Raw genomic sequence first — 15,830 nt, forward strand, 5'->3', positions numbered from 1 at the left:
TGGTCCTGCAGGTCAGCGTAGGAGCCGCGTCCCACACGCCCGGCGGTGCGGCGCCGGGTCCCAGCACCGCACCGCTCCCGTGCCGCTCCGTGCCCGTCGGTCCTGGTGCGGACCGACGAGCACCGTCAGTACTGGCTCTTGCGCTCCCAGTCGGGGTCGAACGCGCCCGCCTCGGCGACGGCGACGTAGTCGCGGTACGCCTCCGCGACGAGCACGGGCGGGAGGTCCGCGATGCGCGCGGTCCCCCGCCCCGACCCACGTCCCGTGCGCTCGAACGTCAGCGCCGTCACCGCGGCCGCGATGTTCTCCTCCGGGACGAACGACCCCGTGAACTCGATCTGCACCACGACCCCCGCGCTCGCGAACGACTTGGTGTACGCGCTGAACCACCCGGCGTCCTCGGCCTGCGAGCGCGTGTAGCCGCGCTTGGTGGCTCGCCCGCGGATGGAGAAGCTGTCGGAGAACCAGCCCTTGTGGTCGTCGATCGCCGTCGCGCCGACCGGGACGTCGGGCGTCGCGACGTCGAGCTGTGCGAAGAGCGGGTCGACCTCGTAGTCCGCGAGGTGCGCCGCCCACGCGGCCGTCGCGTCCGGCCCGAGCAGGACCGCGTGCGCGAGCCCGACGGTCGACCCCTCGCCGAGCACCACGTCCTCGTCGTCGGCGTCGACGAGCGCGCCGCCGTCCGGGCGGAACGGACGCGCCTCGTCCGTACCGGGGTTCTCGACCCACACGAGCCGCTCGACGAGCCGCGACATCACCGGGTGGCCGAGCAGGTACTCCTGCCACTCCTGCGCCGTCCAGGTGCGGCCCACGCACATCGCCTCGTAGAGCCGCTGCGTCTGCAGCGCGACGACCGACTTGAGCTCCTTGCGGCTCGCGGTGAGCTGCTTCTTCGCGGCCGAGACGAGCTCGAGGTCGTCCTGCGCCCGCGCGGCCGGGAGCGCCTTGACGACCTTCCCGGCGTCGCTCGTGAGCTCGAGGGTGAACGCGGGAGTGATGCGCCCGACGTACTCGCGCGACCCGAGGTCGAGGTGGAGCAGACCGTCGTCCTCGAAGCCCGCCGTCTGGACCGTCCGGTCCGCGAGCTGGTCCGCCGTCCAGCCGCGCCGGTCCGCGAGCTCGGCGGCGAGCCGCTGCGCGGTCTCCTGCACGGTCGCCTGCCGGAAGCGGCGCGAGACCGCGAGCAGCTCCTGGATCGCGGCGGGCTGACCGTTCGCCGCGAGCGCCTGGACGAGAGCCTCGGTCTGCGCCCGGCGGCCGATGTGCGCCTTGGCGTAGCGCTGGAAGGTCGCGGCGAGCTCGCCGCCCGGCATCGCGACCGTGAGCGCCAGCATCCCCTTGTCCTTGACCGCGGAGCCGAGGTAGGTCGCCTGGTGCTCCCGGTACAGGTCACGGTGATGGTCCTCGACCGACTTGGACGCCTCGACCGAGTAGTACTCGGGCGAGCGCTTGGCCCACGCCTGGTACTGGTCGTAGCGCTGCTGGGCACCGGCCGTCGCGTGCGCGTCGCTCTCCTGGGGCGACGGGTTGCGCGTGTCCTGCGCGACCCACGCGGCCAGCACGTGGCTGCCGAGGCGCGCGCGGTCCTCCTCCTGCAGGAGCGACAGGTATCGCTCGAGCAGCCCCGCGCCGCTCGGGTCCTTGAGCTTGACCGCGAGCACGACCCACCAGCGCAGGATCGTCGGGTCCACCGGCGAGCCGTCCGCCGCCCAGCGCGCGTCCGGGAGGGAGCCCAGGTCGAACCAGGACATGCTCACCGGCGCCTTGCCGCGCAGCCCCTTGGTCGCCTCCGCGAGCAGCACCTCCGGCGCGAGGTCGACCGAGATGTCCTCCCCGAGGCTCTCGAGCGACGTGAGGAGCGCCGCACGGACGACCTCGCTGCGCTCCTTCGCGAGCGCGGCCCGCAGGGCAGGCACAGCGTCGGCGTCGCCGAGCCGGGCCAGCCATTCCGCGGCGGTGCGGCGCACCTCGGACCGGCCGTTGCCGAGCCCCTGCTCGGCCAGCCCCCGCACGCCGGGGTGCGTGCTCAGAGCCGCCTGCGCCGTCGCGCGGTAGGTGCGCCCCTCGCCGAGCGCGAGCTCGGTCAGTCGCGGCAAGAACCGGCGCGGGACGTGCGGGAGCTGCGCGAGCACCGCGAGCGCCCGGGCCGGCTTGGTCGTGCCGTAGGCGCGCTCGCGGTCGTCGAGCGCCGCGGCGAGCCGGTCGAGGCGCCCCGCGTAGTACGGCCACGCGTTCTCGGGCGTCACCGTGTCCATGGCCCACCACGTGGAGAAGTACAGCTCGTCGACGAGCGCCTCGGCGTCGTCGCGACCGATGCGTCGCAGCGCCTCGTCGAGGACGCGCAGGTCGACGTCGAGCGTGTCGCCCTCGTTGAGCCGGTACCAGCCGAACCGCTCGCTGCGCCCGCGCGCCTCGTTCGCCTGGAGCCGCAGCCGGTGCAGGAGGGTGATGCCCGGGAGGCGCGAGAAGACGCCCGGTGCGGACAGCCGGCGCATCGCGACGCCGCCCGGGCGACGCGTGCTCGTCCCGGACAGGAACCCCGCGAAGACCCGGAGGTCCTCGTCGGAGATGCCGGGCAGCTCCTTGAGGTCCTGCTCGACGGCCTGTCGACGCCACCGCGGCCACCCGGCGTCGTCCTTCCTCCCGGGGTGCGCCGCCTGCTCGGCGCGGGCGCGCTCGAGGGCGGTGTCGATCGCGGCCCGCGCGGCCTGCACGAACTCGTCGCCCAGCACCGTCTCCGGCAAGGGCTCGAAGGGCGGGACCTCGATCGCCGGCTCGTCCTCCTGCGCGGCGTCGAGCACGCGGGCGCGCTCGACGGTGTCGCGCAGGAGCGTCGCGCGCGCCCCGGTCGACTGCTCGGCGGCCTGCTCGAGGTCGGCCAGCCCGCCGTCGACCTGCGCGAGGCGCGTCACGACCGTCCCGAGCCGGGACGGCGCGAGGGCCGTGAGGAGCGGGGTGAGGATCTCGCGCTGGCGCTCGCCCGGGAGCTGCGCGACGGCGGCCACCGCCGCCTCACGGACACCCTTGCTCGTGTCCGCCGCGAGCCGCGCCAGGAGCGGGGCGAGCGCGTCGGTCGCCGCCGGGTCGGACGCCACGAGCTCGACCAGCTCCGTCCGGCCCGCGGCGCTCACGCCCGGCAGCGCCTGGGTCGCGACGTCCACGTGCGCGACCACGAAGTCGCGCGCCGGGTCGCCGAGCAGCGCCGGGCCGAGGTGCCGCGAGGCCCAGCCCGACGACGTCGGGCGCTCGAACAGCTCGCGCAGCACGACCGCCGGCGCGTCGGCCTCCGGCACGCCGCCCTCGATCGCGAGCGCCACCAGCAGGTCCGGCGTCCAGCGGTCGGGTGCCCGCTTCCCGTTCTTGCCCTTGCGGCGGTCGTTCGCGCGCCGCGACACGTCGTTGACCAGCACCGTCAGCCAGCGCGGGTCGGTGGGGCGCTCGCGGTCCACCTCCGACGACACGGCGCTCAGCACCCGGCCGAGGCGAACGAGCTCGGGGATCGTCACGGAGTCGCTCAGCGTGTAGAGGTTGGACCGGGCCGTGACGGCCTTCGCGGACGTCCAGCCCGGCACCGCGGCCTTCAGCCGGTCGTCCTGCGCGGGCGTCGTCCACGAGTAGATGCCGGACTGGCCCGGCCGCCCCAGCAGCGCCTCGACGTCACCGCCGCGCAGGGCCTCGAGCTCCAGCAGGACCTCCGGCCCCTCGCCCCGGTGCACGTACGCGACCGCGCGGTCCGCGAGGCCCGGCGACTCGACGGCGAGCACCTTCAGCGCGTCGACGAGCCGAGCGCTCGGCCGGCCCCCTCCCGCCTGCTCCTCGTCCCGCCGGAACAGACCCTTGACCTTCTCGAGCACGCTCTACCTCACCGTCACGTCGTCGCTGCTGGTGGGGCCGATGCTAGGGGGCGGTGCCGACACGACCGCAGCCTCCTGCCGTCGGCACGTCGAGGGCGGTCATCCCCGGATCAGATCACCCGCAGTCGTCGCAGGTGCCCGTGAACGGCAGGACCATGAAGCACTGGGGGCACGTCGGCCGGCTCTTGGGCTCCTGTCCTGCGGCTCGCGCCCGCCGATCGACCACGGCCTGGGTGAGCGCAGGCGTCCCGCCGTCAGCAGGAAGGTCCTCGGCATACGTGCGATAGCAGAGCAGCCGGTGCACAGCCGCGTACTGCTCGATGTCGTCCCCGGGAATGTCGTCCACGAACTTGGGCGCCTTCGCGTACCCCTCGCCGATGGTGCCGTCCTGACGGACGCACAGCGCGGTCAGCGGGGGCTCCATGTTGTCCTTGGCCACGACAGCCACCTGCTCGAGCAGCTTCCCGATCCAGTTGGTGAGGAGCTGGCGCGTGCGGATCCCGGAGCGCTCCTGCACGTGCTCGCTCAACGCCTTGTAGGTCGTGACGGCGTGGTACCGGTGCGCGGTCGAGACGAGCTCGGCGTGGGCGAGCGGAACCCAGATGCGAAGCGCTTCGGAGAACGGCACCGGCGAACCGTCCGAGGTCCGAAACGTACCGGGCAGGATGGCGTTTGTGTTCGGCACTCGCAGGACCCTATCCGGCCCGGCCGCGATCACCTCGGACGACGTCGCTCACGAGGCCACATCAGCCGAGGAGGAGCGGCGACCACAGCAACCCAACGGACGACGAGCGGGATCCGGAGCAGGCGACCCGAAGGAGCGTGAGCCCCGAACTCCACGACTCCATCTACCCAAGCAGGCCTAGAGCCTGGGATGTTCACCGTGCGGAGGGCGATCCAGCGTCAGCGCGGCCGCTTGACCTTGCACGTAGAGCACTGAAGCCAGTTCGTGCTGATCGGCTGGAGCGTGTAGGTGCCGCAGTCGGGACAGAGGTGACCCTTCGCCATTGGTGGTTCCATCCACTAGTACGTAGCCGCCGCATCGGCGGTCGTGCAAAATCCTAGGCGCCAGCAATCAATAACTCCAGATGTCGGCGCTGGCCTGCACGGATGAGGTCAATGGGTCGTCTCGGACCACAGCAGGGCGCCCCAGCAGCGGTCACCGCACTGGACCTGGCCATCGTCCCGCCGAACCTGGCCAACGTCTCAGCGCCACATCGGTGCAAACCCGTGACCACGGTTCCACCGTGACGAACGAGGCGCACACATGGCGATGGCGCGCGCGTCGCGCAACTTCGTCGATTCGCACGCCGTCGGCCAGCCCGCATGGCAACGTCACTTTGCCCTTGGTGGTGGGCCCGGAGGGACTCGAACCCCCGACATCCACGGTGTAAGCGTGGCGCTCTAACCAACTGAGCTACAGGCCCCGGAACAGCGGAGCACAGCCTACCGGGTGCGCACCCCGCCACCGGCCACGCCGGGTCGTGACGGCCCACGCGAGGACCACCGTCGGCCGCTCTGCCTCGCTCATCGACGCGGCGCGCCGCGTCAGAGCTGTTCGAGCGCCCGTCGGTACCCGTCGAGGTCGCGGCGCTGCCCGCGCGGGTTGACGACGGACCAGCGCACGATCCCGTCGGCGTCGAGCAGGAACGAGCCGCGCAGGGCGAGCCCGTTCTCCTCGTCCAGCACGCCGTAGGCCCGGGCGACGTCGCCGTGGGGCCAGAAGTCGGAGAGGAGGTCGAACTCGAAGCCCTCCTGGGCCGCCCACGCCTTCTGCGTGAACACCGAGTCGCAGGAGATGCCCAGCAGGGTCACGCCGGCGGCCTCGAAGTCCTCGAGGTTGTCCCGCAGCTCGCAGAGCTCGCCCGTGCAGATGCCGGAGAACGCGAACGGGTAGAACACGAGGAGCACCGGGCCGCCGCGCAGGTCGGCGAGGTGGACGGGCGTGCCGTGCGTGTCGGGCAGCGTGAAGTCGGGCGCCGGGTCCCCCGGACCAGGACGCACCGCGCCCCCGACGGTCGGTGCGCTCGCGCCGTCAGCGACCGCGGCCACGGGTCCCGAGCTTCGTCGCGGACCAGTCGGGCGCGATGGCGAACGTGCTCGTCGCGTGCAGCCCGGCCGTGGTCGCGGCCTCCTGGATGTCGTTGTGGCCCACGTGCCCGGACCGGCCCGGCTTGGGCGTGAGCACCCAGATGAGGCCGCCGTCGTCGAGCACGGTCTGGACGTCCACGAGCAGGTCGGTGAGGTCGCCGTCGTCCTCGCGGAACCACACGATCACGCCGTCGGTGACGTCGTCGTAGTCCTCGTCCACGAGCTCGCCGCCGACGAGCTCCTCGAGCTCACCGCGCAGGTCGTCGTCGACGTCCTCCGACCAGCCGAACTCCTGCACCACGTTGCCGGGCGCGAACCCCAGGCGGTCCGCCCCGCTGGGCCCTGCGGTGTCGGTCACTGTCGTGTCGTTCCTTTCCTCGTCCTGTCCGTCCGTGCGGCGGGCCGCCCGACGCGCGGGCGGACGCCCGCGCGCACGACGACCTGCCGTGTCTGGCAAAGGTAGCCCACCGGAGGATCCGTTGCTTGGCAAGGTGCCTCCCACGGACACCGGCCGGGCACGTGGTGCCCGGACCGCCGTCGGGCACCGCACCCGCGCGACGCCGGGACACCTCCCCTCCCGGCCGTGTCGCCGAAATCACGCCCTCTTGACCACCCGATGGTGTGACTTACGAGCGCGTTGTGAACACAATGGGTAGACCACCCTGGTCTCGTGAAGAGGCGCGGTCGCCACCAGCGGCCGCGGCCGCGTGCCCGGAGTGGCCCCGAGACGGGTGTCGGCCGTGTACCGCGCGGCCGTGCGCCCGGCATCCGACGAGATATGAGGTTGCTGGTGGCTTCGTACGACGAGACCGGACCGCTGATCAACGGTCTGCTCAGCCAGGTTCCGGACTTCGACCCCGCCGAGACCGGCGAGTGGGTCGAGGCCCTCGACGGCCTGATCGACGACCGCGGGGGCCCGCGCGCCCGCTACGTCCTGCTGAACCTGCTCAAGAGGGCCCGGGAGCGCAACGTCGCCGTCCCGACGTCCCTGACCACCCCCTACGTGAACACCATCGGTGTGCACGAGGAGCCCTACTTCCCCGGCGACGAGGCGCTCGAGCGCCGCTACCGCTCGTGGATCCGCTGGAACGCCGCCGTCATGGTGACGCGCGCGCAGCGGCCCGGCATCGGCGTCGGCGGCCACATCTCCTCCTACGCGTCGGTGGCGACGCTGTACGAGGTGGGCCTCAACCACTTCTTCCGCGGCAAGGACCACCCCGGCGGCGGCGACCAGGTCTACTTCCAGGGCCACGCCTCGCCCGGCGTGTACGCGCGCGCGTTCCTCGAGGGCCGCCTCTCGGCGGACCAGCTCGACGGGTTCCGCCAGGAGAAGTCGCACCCGGGCGGCGGCCTGCCGTCGTACCCGCACCCGCGGCTCATGCCCGACTTCTGGGAGTACCCGACGGTCTCCATGGGCCTCGGTCCGGCGAGCGCGATCTACCAGGCGTGGACGGACAAGTACCTGCACAACCGCGGCATCCGTGACACCGAGCAGCAGGACGTGTGGGCGTTCCTCGGCGACGGCGAGATGGACGAGCCCGAGTCGCGCGGCATGCTCCAGCTCGCGGCGCAGCAGCAGCTCGACAACCTGACGTTCGTCGTGAACTGCAACCTGCAGCGCCTCGACGGCCCGGTGCGCGGCAACGGCAAGATCATCCAGGAGCTCGAGGCGCAGTTCCGCGGTGCGGGCTGGAACGTCATCAAGGTCATCTGGGGCCGCGAGTGGGACGTCCTGCTCAACGCGGACAAGGACCGCGCCCTGGTCAACCTCATGAACGTCACGCCCGACGGCGACTACCAGACGTACCGCGCGGAGTCCGGCGCGTTCATCCGCGAGCACTTCTTCGGCCGCGACCCGCGGACCAAGCAGCTCGTCGAGAACATGACCGACGACGACATCTGGAACCTCAAGCGCGGCGGCCACGACTACCGCAAGATCTACGCGGCCTACGCCGCGGCACGCGCCCACACGGGCCAGCCGACGGTGATCCTCGCGCACACGGTCAAGGGCTACGCGCTCGGCCCGACGTTCGCCGGCCGCAACGCGACGCACCAGATGAAGAAGGTCGGCCTCGCCGACCTCAAGGCGCTGCGCGACTCCCTGCGCATCCCGATCACGGACGAGGAGCTCGACGCCAACCCGTACGAGCCCCCGTACTACCACCCGGGCCCCGACGCGCCGGAGATCCAGTACCTGCTGAACCGTCGCCAGCAGCTCGGCGGGTTCGTCCCCGAGCGCCGCTCGTCGCCCAAGCCGATCACCCTGCCGGGCGACAAGTCCTACGAGATCCTCAAGAAGGGCTCGGGCCAGCAGGAGATCGCCACGACGATGGCCTTCGTCCGGCTCCTCAAGGACCTCATCAAGGACAAGGAGTTCGGCAAGCGCATCGTGCCGATCATCCCGGACGAGGCGCGCACGTTCGGCCTGGACTCGATCTTCCCGTCGGCGAAGATCTTCAACACCCAGGGGCAGCACTACCTCGCCGTGGACCGCGAGCTCATGCTGAGCTACAAGGAGTCCGAGGCCGGCCAGATCATGCACACCGGCATCAACGAGGCCGGTTCCGCGGCCGCGTTCCAGTCGGTCGGCACGTCCTACGCCACGCAGGGCGAGATCATGGTGCCGTTCTACATCTTCTACTCGATGTTCGGCTTCCAGCGCACGGGCGACCAGTTCTGGGCGGCGGGCGACCAGCTCACGCGCGGCTTCATCATCGGCGCGACCGCGGGCCGCACGACGCTGACCGGCGAGGGCCTGCAGCACGCCGACGGCCACTCGCCGCTCCTCGCGGGCACGAACACGGCCATGGTCCAGTACGACCCGGCCTACGGGTACGAGATCCGCCACATCGTGCGCGACGGCATCGAGCGCATGTTCGGCCCCGGCGAGCACGGCGTCGGCGCGGACGGGCGTGACCAGAACGTCATGTACTACCTCACGGTGTACAACGAGCCGATGGTCCAGCCGGCCGAGCCGGAGGACGTGGACGTCGAGGGCATCCTCAAGGGCATCCACCGCATCTCCGTCGGCGAGGGCGACGGCCCGCGGGCCCAGATCCTCGCCTCGGGCGTGGGCGTCCCGTGGGCGCTGGAGGCGCAGCAGCTCCTCCACGACGACTGGGGCGTGGCGGCCGACGTGTGGAGCGTGACGAGCTGGAACGAGCTGCGCCGCGACGGCCTCGCCGCCGACCAGGCCGCGTTCCTCGACCCGGCCGCCGAGCCGCGCGTCGCGTACGTGACCGAGAAGCTGTCCGGAGCCGAGGGCCCGTTCGTCGCGACGAGCGACTACGACCACCTCGTGCCCGACCAGATCCGCAAGTGGGTCCCGGGCGACTACGAGGTGCTCGGGGCCGACGGCTTCGGGTTCTCCGACACCCGCGCGGCCGCCCGCCGGCACTTCAAGATCGACGGCCCGTCGGTCGTGGTCCGCACGCTGCAGGCGCTCGCCAAGCAGGGCAAGGTCCCCGCGGACGCGTCCGCCCAGGCGATCGAGAAGTACCGCCTCATGGACGTCACCGCCGGCACGTCCGGCAACGCGGGCGGCGAGTCCTGACGGTCCCCGCCCGGTAGCACGACGACGGCCGGTCGCCCCGCGGGGTGACCGGCCGTCGTCGTGCGGGCAGTGGGCGGCCCGACGGCGCAGCGGCGGTCCCGCGCCGCGTCCTCGCCCGGGCGGCGCGGGTCAGGTCCCGGCGCGGTGCTGCTCGGCCTGCGCGACGGTGCGCTCGAGGTCCGTGCGCAGGGACGCCACACCCTGAGGGTCGCCGTACTCGACCAGCGACTCCAGGTGGTGCCGGGCCTCGAGGGGACGGTCGGCCTCGATCGCCGCGAGGACGAGCTGGCGCCCGACCTCCGGCTCGTGCTCGCGCGCGCGCCAGTGCCCGACGCCCAGGCCCAGCGCCTCGACGGGCAGGCCCGCGGTGCGCAGCACCTCCATCGACTGTGCGAGCGCGCGGCCGGACGGGTCGCGCTCGGCCGCGGTGGCGAACCGGCGCAGCGCGGCCTCCTGGTCGTCGTCGAGGGACAGCCGCCCCAGCTCGACGAGCGGGTACCACCCCTTGGGGTGCCCGGCGAGCTCCTCCGCGAGCGCCCAGACCGCGAGGTCCGCGGCGCGCTGCTTCTCCGTCTCGTCCGCAGGCGCGGCGAGCGGGTCGTCCGCGGCCGGCCCCTCGGCGGCGCGGCGCCGGACCAGCTCGGCGAGCGCCCGGAACGCGCGCTCGTCGTTGGGGTCGTCGACGAGCATCGCCCGCAGGGCGTCCTCGTGGACCGTGTCCCCGCGCTTCTCCCCGGACCGCGGGCGGCGCGTGCCGACGGTCGACGCGGACGTCGGCCGACGCATGAGCTGGCGGAGTCGGGGCATGAGGGCCATGTCCCGACCCTAGCGGGTCGTCCGGACGCTCACCCAGCGGCCCGGGTCGGACGCCGTCGGGCTCCGCGCGGGCTCGTGTGCGGGCGCGGCCATTTGTGGACTGTCCACAAGCACGGACCGTATGCTCGGCGCGTGACGGCCACCCCCAGGACGCCCGCGAGCGCGTCCGCCCCGAGCGGCCCGACGGGCAACGCGGACAACCTCCAGCGCCTGCGCGACGGGAGCGGTCTGCTCATGTCCGCGGCCCTGCGCCGCCTGGACGACGAGATCCCCTGGTACCGCGAGCTGCCGGCCGAGGACCGCTCGTACGTCGGTCTCGTGGCGCAGTCCGGCATCACCGCCTTCGTCACCTGGTACGCCGACCCGCTGGCCCCGCCGCACGGCGTGAGCGACATCTTCGCGGCCGCCCCTCCGGAGCTGACCCGCTCGATCTCGCTGCAGAACACGCTCCAGCTCGTCCGCATCGTCGTCGAGGTCGTCGAGGCGTACTCCGACCAGCTCGCCGCCCCGGGAGGCGAGCGCGACCTGCGCGAGGCGGTCCTGCGCTACTCGCGCGAGGTCGCGTTCTCCGCCGCCGAGGTCTACGCGCGCGCCGCGGAGGTCCGCGGCGCGTGGGACGCGCGCCTCGAGGCCCTCGTCGTCGACGCGCTGATCCGCGGCGACGGCGACGACTCGCTGCGCTCGCGCGTCTCGGCGCTCGGCTGGGGCGGCCACGGCCCGACCCTGGTCATGGCGGGGACGATCGCCTCGACGCTCGACGAGGTGCGCACGGCCGAGCTGCGCCGCGCGACGCGCCGCGCGGCGGGCGACGCGCTCGTGGGCATCCACGGCGACCGCCTCGTCCTCGTCCTCGGCGGGGACGGCGACCTGCAGGCCGCGGCCGCGTCGCTCCTGCCGCGGTTCGGGCCCGGCCCCGTCGTCATCGGCCCGACCGTCCCCGGCCTGGAGGAGGCGGCGCGCTCGGCCCAGGCCGCGCTCGCGGGCCTGCGGGCCGCACCGGCGTGGCCCCAGGCACCGCGCCCGGTCCTCGCGGACGACCTGCTCCCCGAACGCGTGCTCACGGGCGACACGACCGCGCGCCGCACGCTCGTCGCGCAGGCGTACCGGCCGCTCGCGGAGGCGACGGGATCCGTGCTCGAGACCCTGTCGGCCTACCTCGGCACGGGACGGTCGCTCGAGGCGGCGGCCCGCTCGCTGTACGTGCACCCCAACACCGTGCGCTACCGCCTGCGCAAGGTCTCCGAGATCACCGGGTGGGACCCGCTCGACGCGCGCGAGTCGTTCGTCCTGCAGGTCGCGCTCGCCCTCGGGCAGCTCTCCACCGCGCGCTGAGCCAGGGCGGGCGGAGCGGCGCTCGTGGGGCGCGCCGTCCGGGTCGCCTTGTAGGTTCGGCACAATCACCTTCCGCAAGGTTGGTGCGGGTCGTGACGTGGCGCGGGAGCAGCGGGTTGGCACAGTTGACGGGTGCTCGCCGTCTTGTGCCCTGGACAGGGCTCCCAGTCCCCCGGAATGCTCGCCCCCTGGCTCGAGCTGCCCGGCGTCGCCGACCAGGTCGCCGCGTTCGGCGAGGCCGCGAGCCTCGACCTGCGCGCGCACGGGACGGAGTCCGACGCCGACACGATCCGTGACACCGCGGTCGCCCAGCCGCTCATCGTCGCGTCGTCGCTCGTCGCCCTGCGGGCGATCCTCGACGGCCGCGACACCGCCGACGTCGTCGACGTGACCGCAGGCCACTCGGTCGGGGAGCTCGCCGCCGCCGCGGTCGCGGGCGCGCTGACCGACGTCGGCGCGGTCGGGCTCGTCGCGCACCGTGCGCGCGCCATGGCCGCGGCCGCCGCCGCGACGCCCACCGGCATGAGCGCGGTCGTCGGGGGCGACCCCGAGGAGGTCCTCGCCGCGATCGAGGCCGCGCACCTGTGGCCGGCGAACGTGAACGGCGGCGGCCAGGTCGTCGCCGCCGGGGCGCTCGACCACCTCGCGGCGCTCGCCGAGAACCCGCCCGCCAAGGCGCGCGTCATCCCGCTCCAGGTCGCCGGGGCGTTCCACACGCCGTTCATGCAGCCCGCGCTCGAGGAGTTCGAGCCGGTCGCCGCGGCGTGGGACGTCACCGACCCGCGCCTGCCGTTCCTCTCGAACGCCGACGGCGAGTCGTACGCGACCATCGACATCGAGGGCAGCACGTCCGGCAAGGCACGCGACGTCGTCCGGCGCCTCACCGCGCAGATCGCCGCGCCCGTGCGCTGGGACCTGTGCCAGGAGACGCTCGCCGAGCTGGGCGTCACCGCGATCCTCGAGCTCGCGCCGGGCGGTGTCCTCACGGGCCTCGCGCGCCGCACCCTCAAGGGCGTGGAGTCGGTGGCCGTGAAGTCGCCCGACGACGTCGAGGCGGCCCGCGACCTGATCGCCCGCCACTCCGTCGTGGGCGGCGCACCTGCCCCGGGCGACGACGCGTGAGCGGCGTGACGCTGCGCCAGGCCACCGGCCCGGCGTTCTCGCGGATCCTCGCGATCGGTGGCGTGCGCGGCGAGAACGTCGTCACGAACGACGACATCGCCGGGCCGATCGACTCGTCCGACGAGTGGATCCGCCAGCGCACCGGGATCGTGACGCGTCGCCGCGCCGGCGCCGACGTCGACGTGCTCGACCTGTCCGAGGCGGCGGCGCGCGACGCGCTCGCCCGCGCGGGGCTCCAGGGCGCCGACGTCGACGCCGTCATCGTCTCCACGGTCACGTACTTCCACCAGACGCCCGCCGCGGCCGCGGTGCTCGCCGAGCGCCTCGGCGCGACGCCTGCCGCCGCGTTCGACGTCTCGGCCGCGTGCGCGGGCTACGCCTACGCGATCGCGCAGGCCGACGCGCTCGTCCGGGCGGGCATCGCCACGCACGTGCTCGTCGTCGGCGCCGAGAAGATGAGCGACTTCATCGACCCGACGGACCGGTCGATCTCGTTCCTCCTGGGCGACGGCGCGGGCGCCGCGGTCGTCGGCCCGTCGGACACCCCGGGCATCGGCCCCACGGTGTGGGGGTCCGACGGCGGCAAGGCCCAGGCGATCCGCCAGACGCACGCCTGGTCGGACCTGCGCGAGGACCCCTCGCTCGGGTGGCCCACGCTGCGCCAGGACGGGCAGAGCGTGTTCAAGTGGGCCGCGTTCCAGATGGCGCCCGTCGCGGCCAAGGCCATGGCGGAGGCCGGGGTGGCACCCGGCGACATCGGCGCCTTCGTGCCGCACCAGGCGAACATGCGCATCATCGACCAGATGATCAAGCAGCTCCAGCTCCCCGACACGGTGGCGGTCGCCCGCGACATCGCGGAGACCGGCAACACGTCGGCCGCCTCGATCCCGCTCGCCACCCGCCGCCTGCTCGACGAGGGCCAGGTCCGCTCCGGGGACCTCGCGCTCCAGATCGGGTTCGGCGCCGGGCTGGTCTACGCGGCGCAGGTGGTCGTCCTGCCGTAGGGGAGAATCACCCTGGACGGACGGCCGACCTCCCCCGCGGGAGGACCCACGCCGTCGGCGGACCCGTCCGTCGCACGCACCGTCTATCGCTGTACCGCCCGGGACACCCACCCGGGCACCGCCACCGGGACCGGTCGCCGCCGGCCCCACGACAAGGAGAAACCATGGCTTACACCGAGCAGGAAGTCCTCGCCGGCCTCGCGGAGATCGTCGCCGAGGAGACGGGTCTGCCGACCGACGCCGTCGCGCTCGAGAAGTCCTTCACCGACGACCTCGACATCGACTCGCTGTCGATGATGACGATCGTCACGCACGCCGAGGACAAGTTCGGGGTCCGCATCCCGGACGACGAGGTCAAGAACCTCACGACGGTCGGCGACGCCGTGTCCTTCATCACGGGCGCCCAGGCCTGAGCACGCCCCGCCTGCTTCGCAGGCCCACGGGCGGGTCGGCGTCACCCGCGCCGACCCGCCCGTCCTCCCGCCCCAGAACCCCACCCGAGGAGCACCATGTCCGCCGCTACTGAAGTCGTCGTCACCGGCCTCGGCGCCACCACGCCGCTGGGCGGCGACGTGCCCTCGACCTGGGCGGCGGCGCTCGCCGGCGAGTCCGGCGCCCGCACCCTCGACAACGACTGGGCGGAGCGCTACGAGATCCCGGTGACGTTCGCCGCGACCCTCAAGGTGGACCCGGCCGAGGTCCTGGCGCGGCCCGAGATCAAGCGCATGGACCCGTCCACGCAGTACGCGATCATCGCGGCGCGCGAGGCGTGGGCCGACGCGGGCAGCCCCGAGGTCGACGGCGACCGTCTCGGCACCGTCGTGTCGTCCGGCATCGGCGGCATCTGGACCACGCTGGACGGCTGGGACACGCTGCGTGAGCGCGGTGCCCGCCGCATGCTCCCGATGACGGTGCCCATGCTCATGCCCAACTCCCCCACCGCGTACGTGTCGCTCGAGCTCGGTGCCCGTGCGGGCGCCCACGCGCTCGTCTCGGCCTGCGCGTCCGGGGCCGAGGCGATCGGCTACGGCGTCGACATGATCCGCGCCGGCCGCGCCGACGTCGTCGTCGCAGGCGGCACCGAGGCGACGATCCACCCCATGCCGATCGCGGCCTTCGCCGCCTCGCGCACGCTCTCGCTGCGCAACGACGACCCGCAGGGCGCGTCGCGCCCCTACGACGTCGACCGCGACGGCTTCGTCATCGGCGAGGGCTCGGGCGTCGTCGTCCTGGAGAGCGCCGAGCACGCCGCCGCGCGCGGTGCCCGCGTGTACGCGCGGCTCGCGGGCGTCGGCCTGTCCTCGGACGCCTACCACATCACCTCCCCGGACCCGGAGGGTCGCGGGCAGGTCGCGGCGATGCGCCGCGCGATCGAGGAGGCCGGCGTGACCGGCCGCGACGTCGTGCACGTCAACGCGCACGCGACCTCGACCAAGGTGGGCGACCTCACGGAGACCCGCTCGATCCGCTCCCTCCTCGGCTCCGACACGGACCACGTGCTGCTGTCGGCGACCAAGTCGATGACGGGCCACCTCCTCGGTGGCGCGGGTGCCCTGGAGTCGATCTTCACGATCAAGGCGGTCGCCGAGCGCCTCGCTCCGCCGACGATCAACGTCGCGAACCCCGACCCGGAGCTCCAGGTGCCGCTCGTGCGCGACACCCCGGCTCCGCTGCCGTCCGGCGACATCGTCGCGGTGAACAACTCGTTCGGGTTCGGCGGCCACAACGTCGCGCTCGCCGTCGCGAGCGCCTGACCGACCTCTCACGAGCCCCGGCGCGTCGGCCATCAGCCGTCGCGCCGGGGCTCGCGTGCGTCCGAGGCCCGTCCGGACGGGAGATCTCGGCTCCTGAGATGGACGTCCGTCCAGTTCGTTGCGTTTTCACCCATCCGTTTTGTCCTGACAAGGTCGCCCAAATCCGGACGCAGTCTCCCGGACGGCCGAGGATCCGGGGGGATTCACCCCCGCCCCCCTCGTCACCCGCCGAGCGCGCTCACGTCGCATCGCCGAACCTGTGGGCGTGATGTGGCCTCTGCCACATCGCGACCTCGAGGCAGGC

11 protein-coding genes and 1 tRNA gene are annotated in these 15,830 nt (G+C 73.3%); 6 read left to right on the top strand and 6 right to left on the bottom strand.

Translation table 11 applies throughout. The features are described from left to right. Positions 1 to 125 precede the first annotated feature (125 nt). From ABWU78_RS05755 to ABWU78_RS05775, 5 genes are all read right to left on the bottom strand, one after another. Positions 126 to 3,854 carry a DUF4132 domain-containing protein gene (locus ABWU78_RS05755; protein WP_439157808.1) on the bottom strand — a complete coding sequence of 1,243 codons (3,729 nt, stop codon included), beginning with the start codon at positions 3,852 to 3,854 and terminating at the stop codon, positions 126 to 128. A gap of 115 nt (positions 3,855 to 3,969) precedes the next feature. Beyond that, positions 3,970 to 4,482 (bottom strand): hypothetical protein, encoded by a 513-nt coding sequence (locus ABWU78_RS05760; protein ID WP_439157809.1) that lies wholly within the window; start codon positions 4,480 to 4,482, stop codon positions 3,970 to 3,972. A gap of 722 nt (positions 4,483 to 5,204) precedes the next feature. Beyond that, positions 5,205 to 5,281 (bottom strand) — tRNA-Val (locus ABWU78_RS05765). Between the two features lie 121 nt (positions 5,282 to 5,402). Beyond that, positions 5,403 to 5,906, bottom strand: a complete 504-nt coding sequence (locus tag ABWU78_RS05770; RefSeq protein ID WP_439157810.1) for a peroxiredoxin — start codon at positions 5,904 to 5,906, stop codon at positions 5,403 to 5,405. Beyond that, a complete protein-coding gene (locus ABWU78_RS05775) occupies positions 5,890 to 6,303 on the bottom strand; it encodes a DUF3052 domain-containing protein (RefSeq protein WP_253050246.1) in 414 nt (137 codons plus the stop codon). The genes ABWU78_RS05770 and ABWU78_RS05775 overlap by 17 nt, the downstream gene beginning before the upstream one ends. Before the next feature lie 432 nt (positions 6,304 to 6,735). Between ABWU78_RS05775 and aceE the strand changes: the two genes are divergently transcribed. Continuing rightward, a complete protein-coding gene (gene aceE, locus ABWU78_RS05780; RefSeq protein WP_253050248.1) occupies positions 6,736 to 9,498 on the top strand; it encodes a pyruvate dehydrogenase (acetyl-transferring), homodimeric type in 2,763 nt (920 codons plus the stop codon). 129 nt (positions 9,499 to 9,627) lie between these two features. Here aceE and ABWU78_RS05785 read toward each other — a convergent pair whose 3' ends face one another. Next, complete coding sequence (locus ABWU78_RS05785; RefSeq protein ID WP_253050250.1) at positions 9,628 to 10,314, bottom strand: hypothetical protein; 687 nt, start codon at positions 10,312 to 10,314, stop codon at positions 9,628 to 9,630. A gap of 132 nt (positions 10,315 to 10,446) precedes the next feature. Here ABWU78_RS05785 and ABWU78_RS05790 point away from each other — a divergent pair, with 132 nt between their 5' ends. From ABWU78_RS05790 to ABWU78_RS05810, 5 genes are all read left to right on the top strand, one after another. Then, complete coding sequence (locus ABWU78_RS05790; RefSeq protein ID WP_439157811.1) at positions 10,447 to 11,646, top strand: PucR family transcriptional regulator; 1,200 nt, start codon at positions 10,447 to 10,449, stop codon at positions 11,644 to 11,646. 132 nt (positions 11,647 to 11,778) lie between these two features. Next, a complete protein-coding gene (locus tag ABWU78_RS05795) occupies positions 11,779 to 12,768 on the top strand; it encodes an ACP S-malonyltransferase (RefSeq protein WP_253050252.1) in 990 nt (329 codons plus the stop codon). Continuing rightward, positions 12,765 to 13,772, top strand: a complete 1,008-nt coding sequence (locus tag ABWU78_RS05800) for a beta-ketoacyl-ACP synthase III (protein WP_253050254.1) — start codon at positions 12,765 to 12,767, stop codon at positions 13,770 to 13,772. The genes ABWU78_RS05795 and ABWU78_RS05800 overlap by 4 nt, the downstream gene beginning before the upstream one ends. 164 nt (positions 13,773 to 13,936) lie before the next feature. Next, on the top strand, positions 13,937 to 14,185 hold the full coding sequence (locus ABWU78_RS05805) for an acyl carrier protein (protein ID WP_021482065.1): 249 nt from the start codon (positions 13,937 to 13,939) through the stop codon (positions 14,183 to 14,185). A gap of 96 nt (positions 14,186 to 14,281) precedes the next feature. After that, positions 14,282 to 15,526, top strand: a complete 1,245-nt coding sequence (locus ABWU78_RS05810; protein ID WP_439157812.1) for a beta-ketoacyl-[acyl-carrier-protein] synthase family protein — start codon at positions 14,282 to 14,284, stop codon at positions 15,524 to 15,526. Positions 15,527 to 15,830: the final 304 nt, after the last annotated feature.

The sequence above is a fragment of the Cellulosimicrobium sp. CpK407 genome, from assembly GCF_051844275.1.
Lineage (GTDB): Bacteria > Actinomycetota > Actinomycetes > Actinomycetales > Cellulomonadaceae > Cellulosimicrobium > Cellulosimicrobium cellulans_G.

Excerpts from the sequence above, each read along its gene's own strand:
- ABWU78_RS05785 (WP_253050250.1), bottom strand. The coding sequence starts at position 10,314 with ATGGCCCTCATGCCCCGACTCCGCCAGCTCATGCGTCGGCCGACGTCC.
- ABWU78_RS05805 (WP_021482065.1), top strand. The coding sequence starts at position 13,937 with ATGGCTTACACCGAGCAGGAAGTCCTCGCCGGCCTCGCGGAGATCGTC.
- ABWU78_RS05810 (WP_439157812.1), top strand. The coding sequence starts at position 14,282 with ATGTCCGCCGCTACTGAAGTCGTCGTCACCGGCCTCGGCGCCACCACG.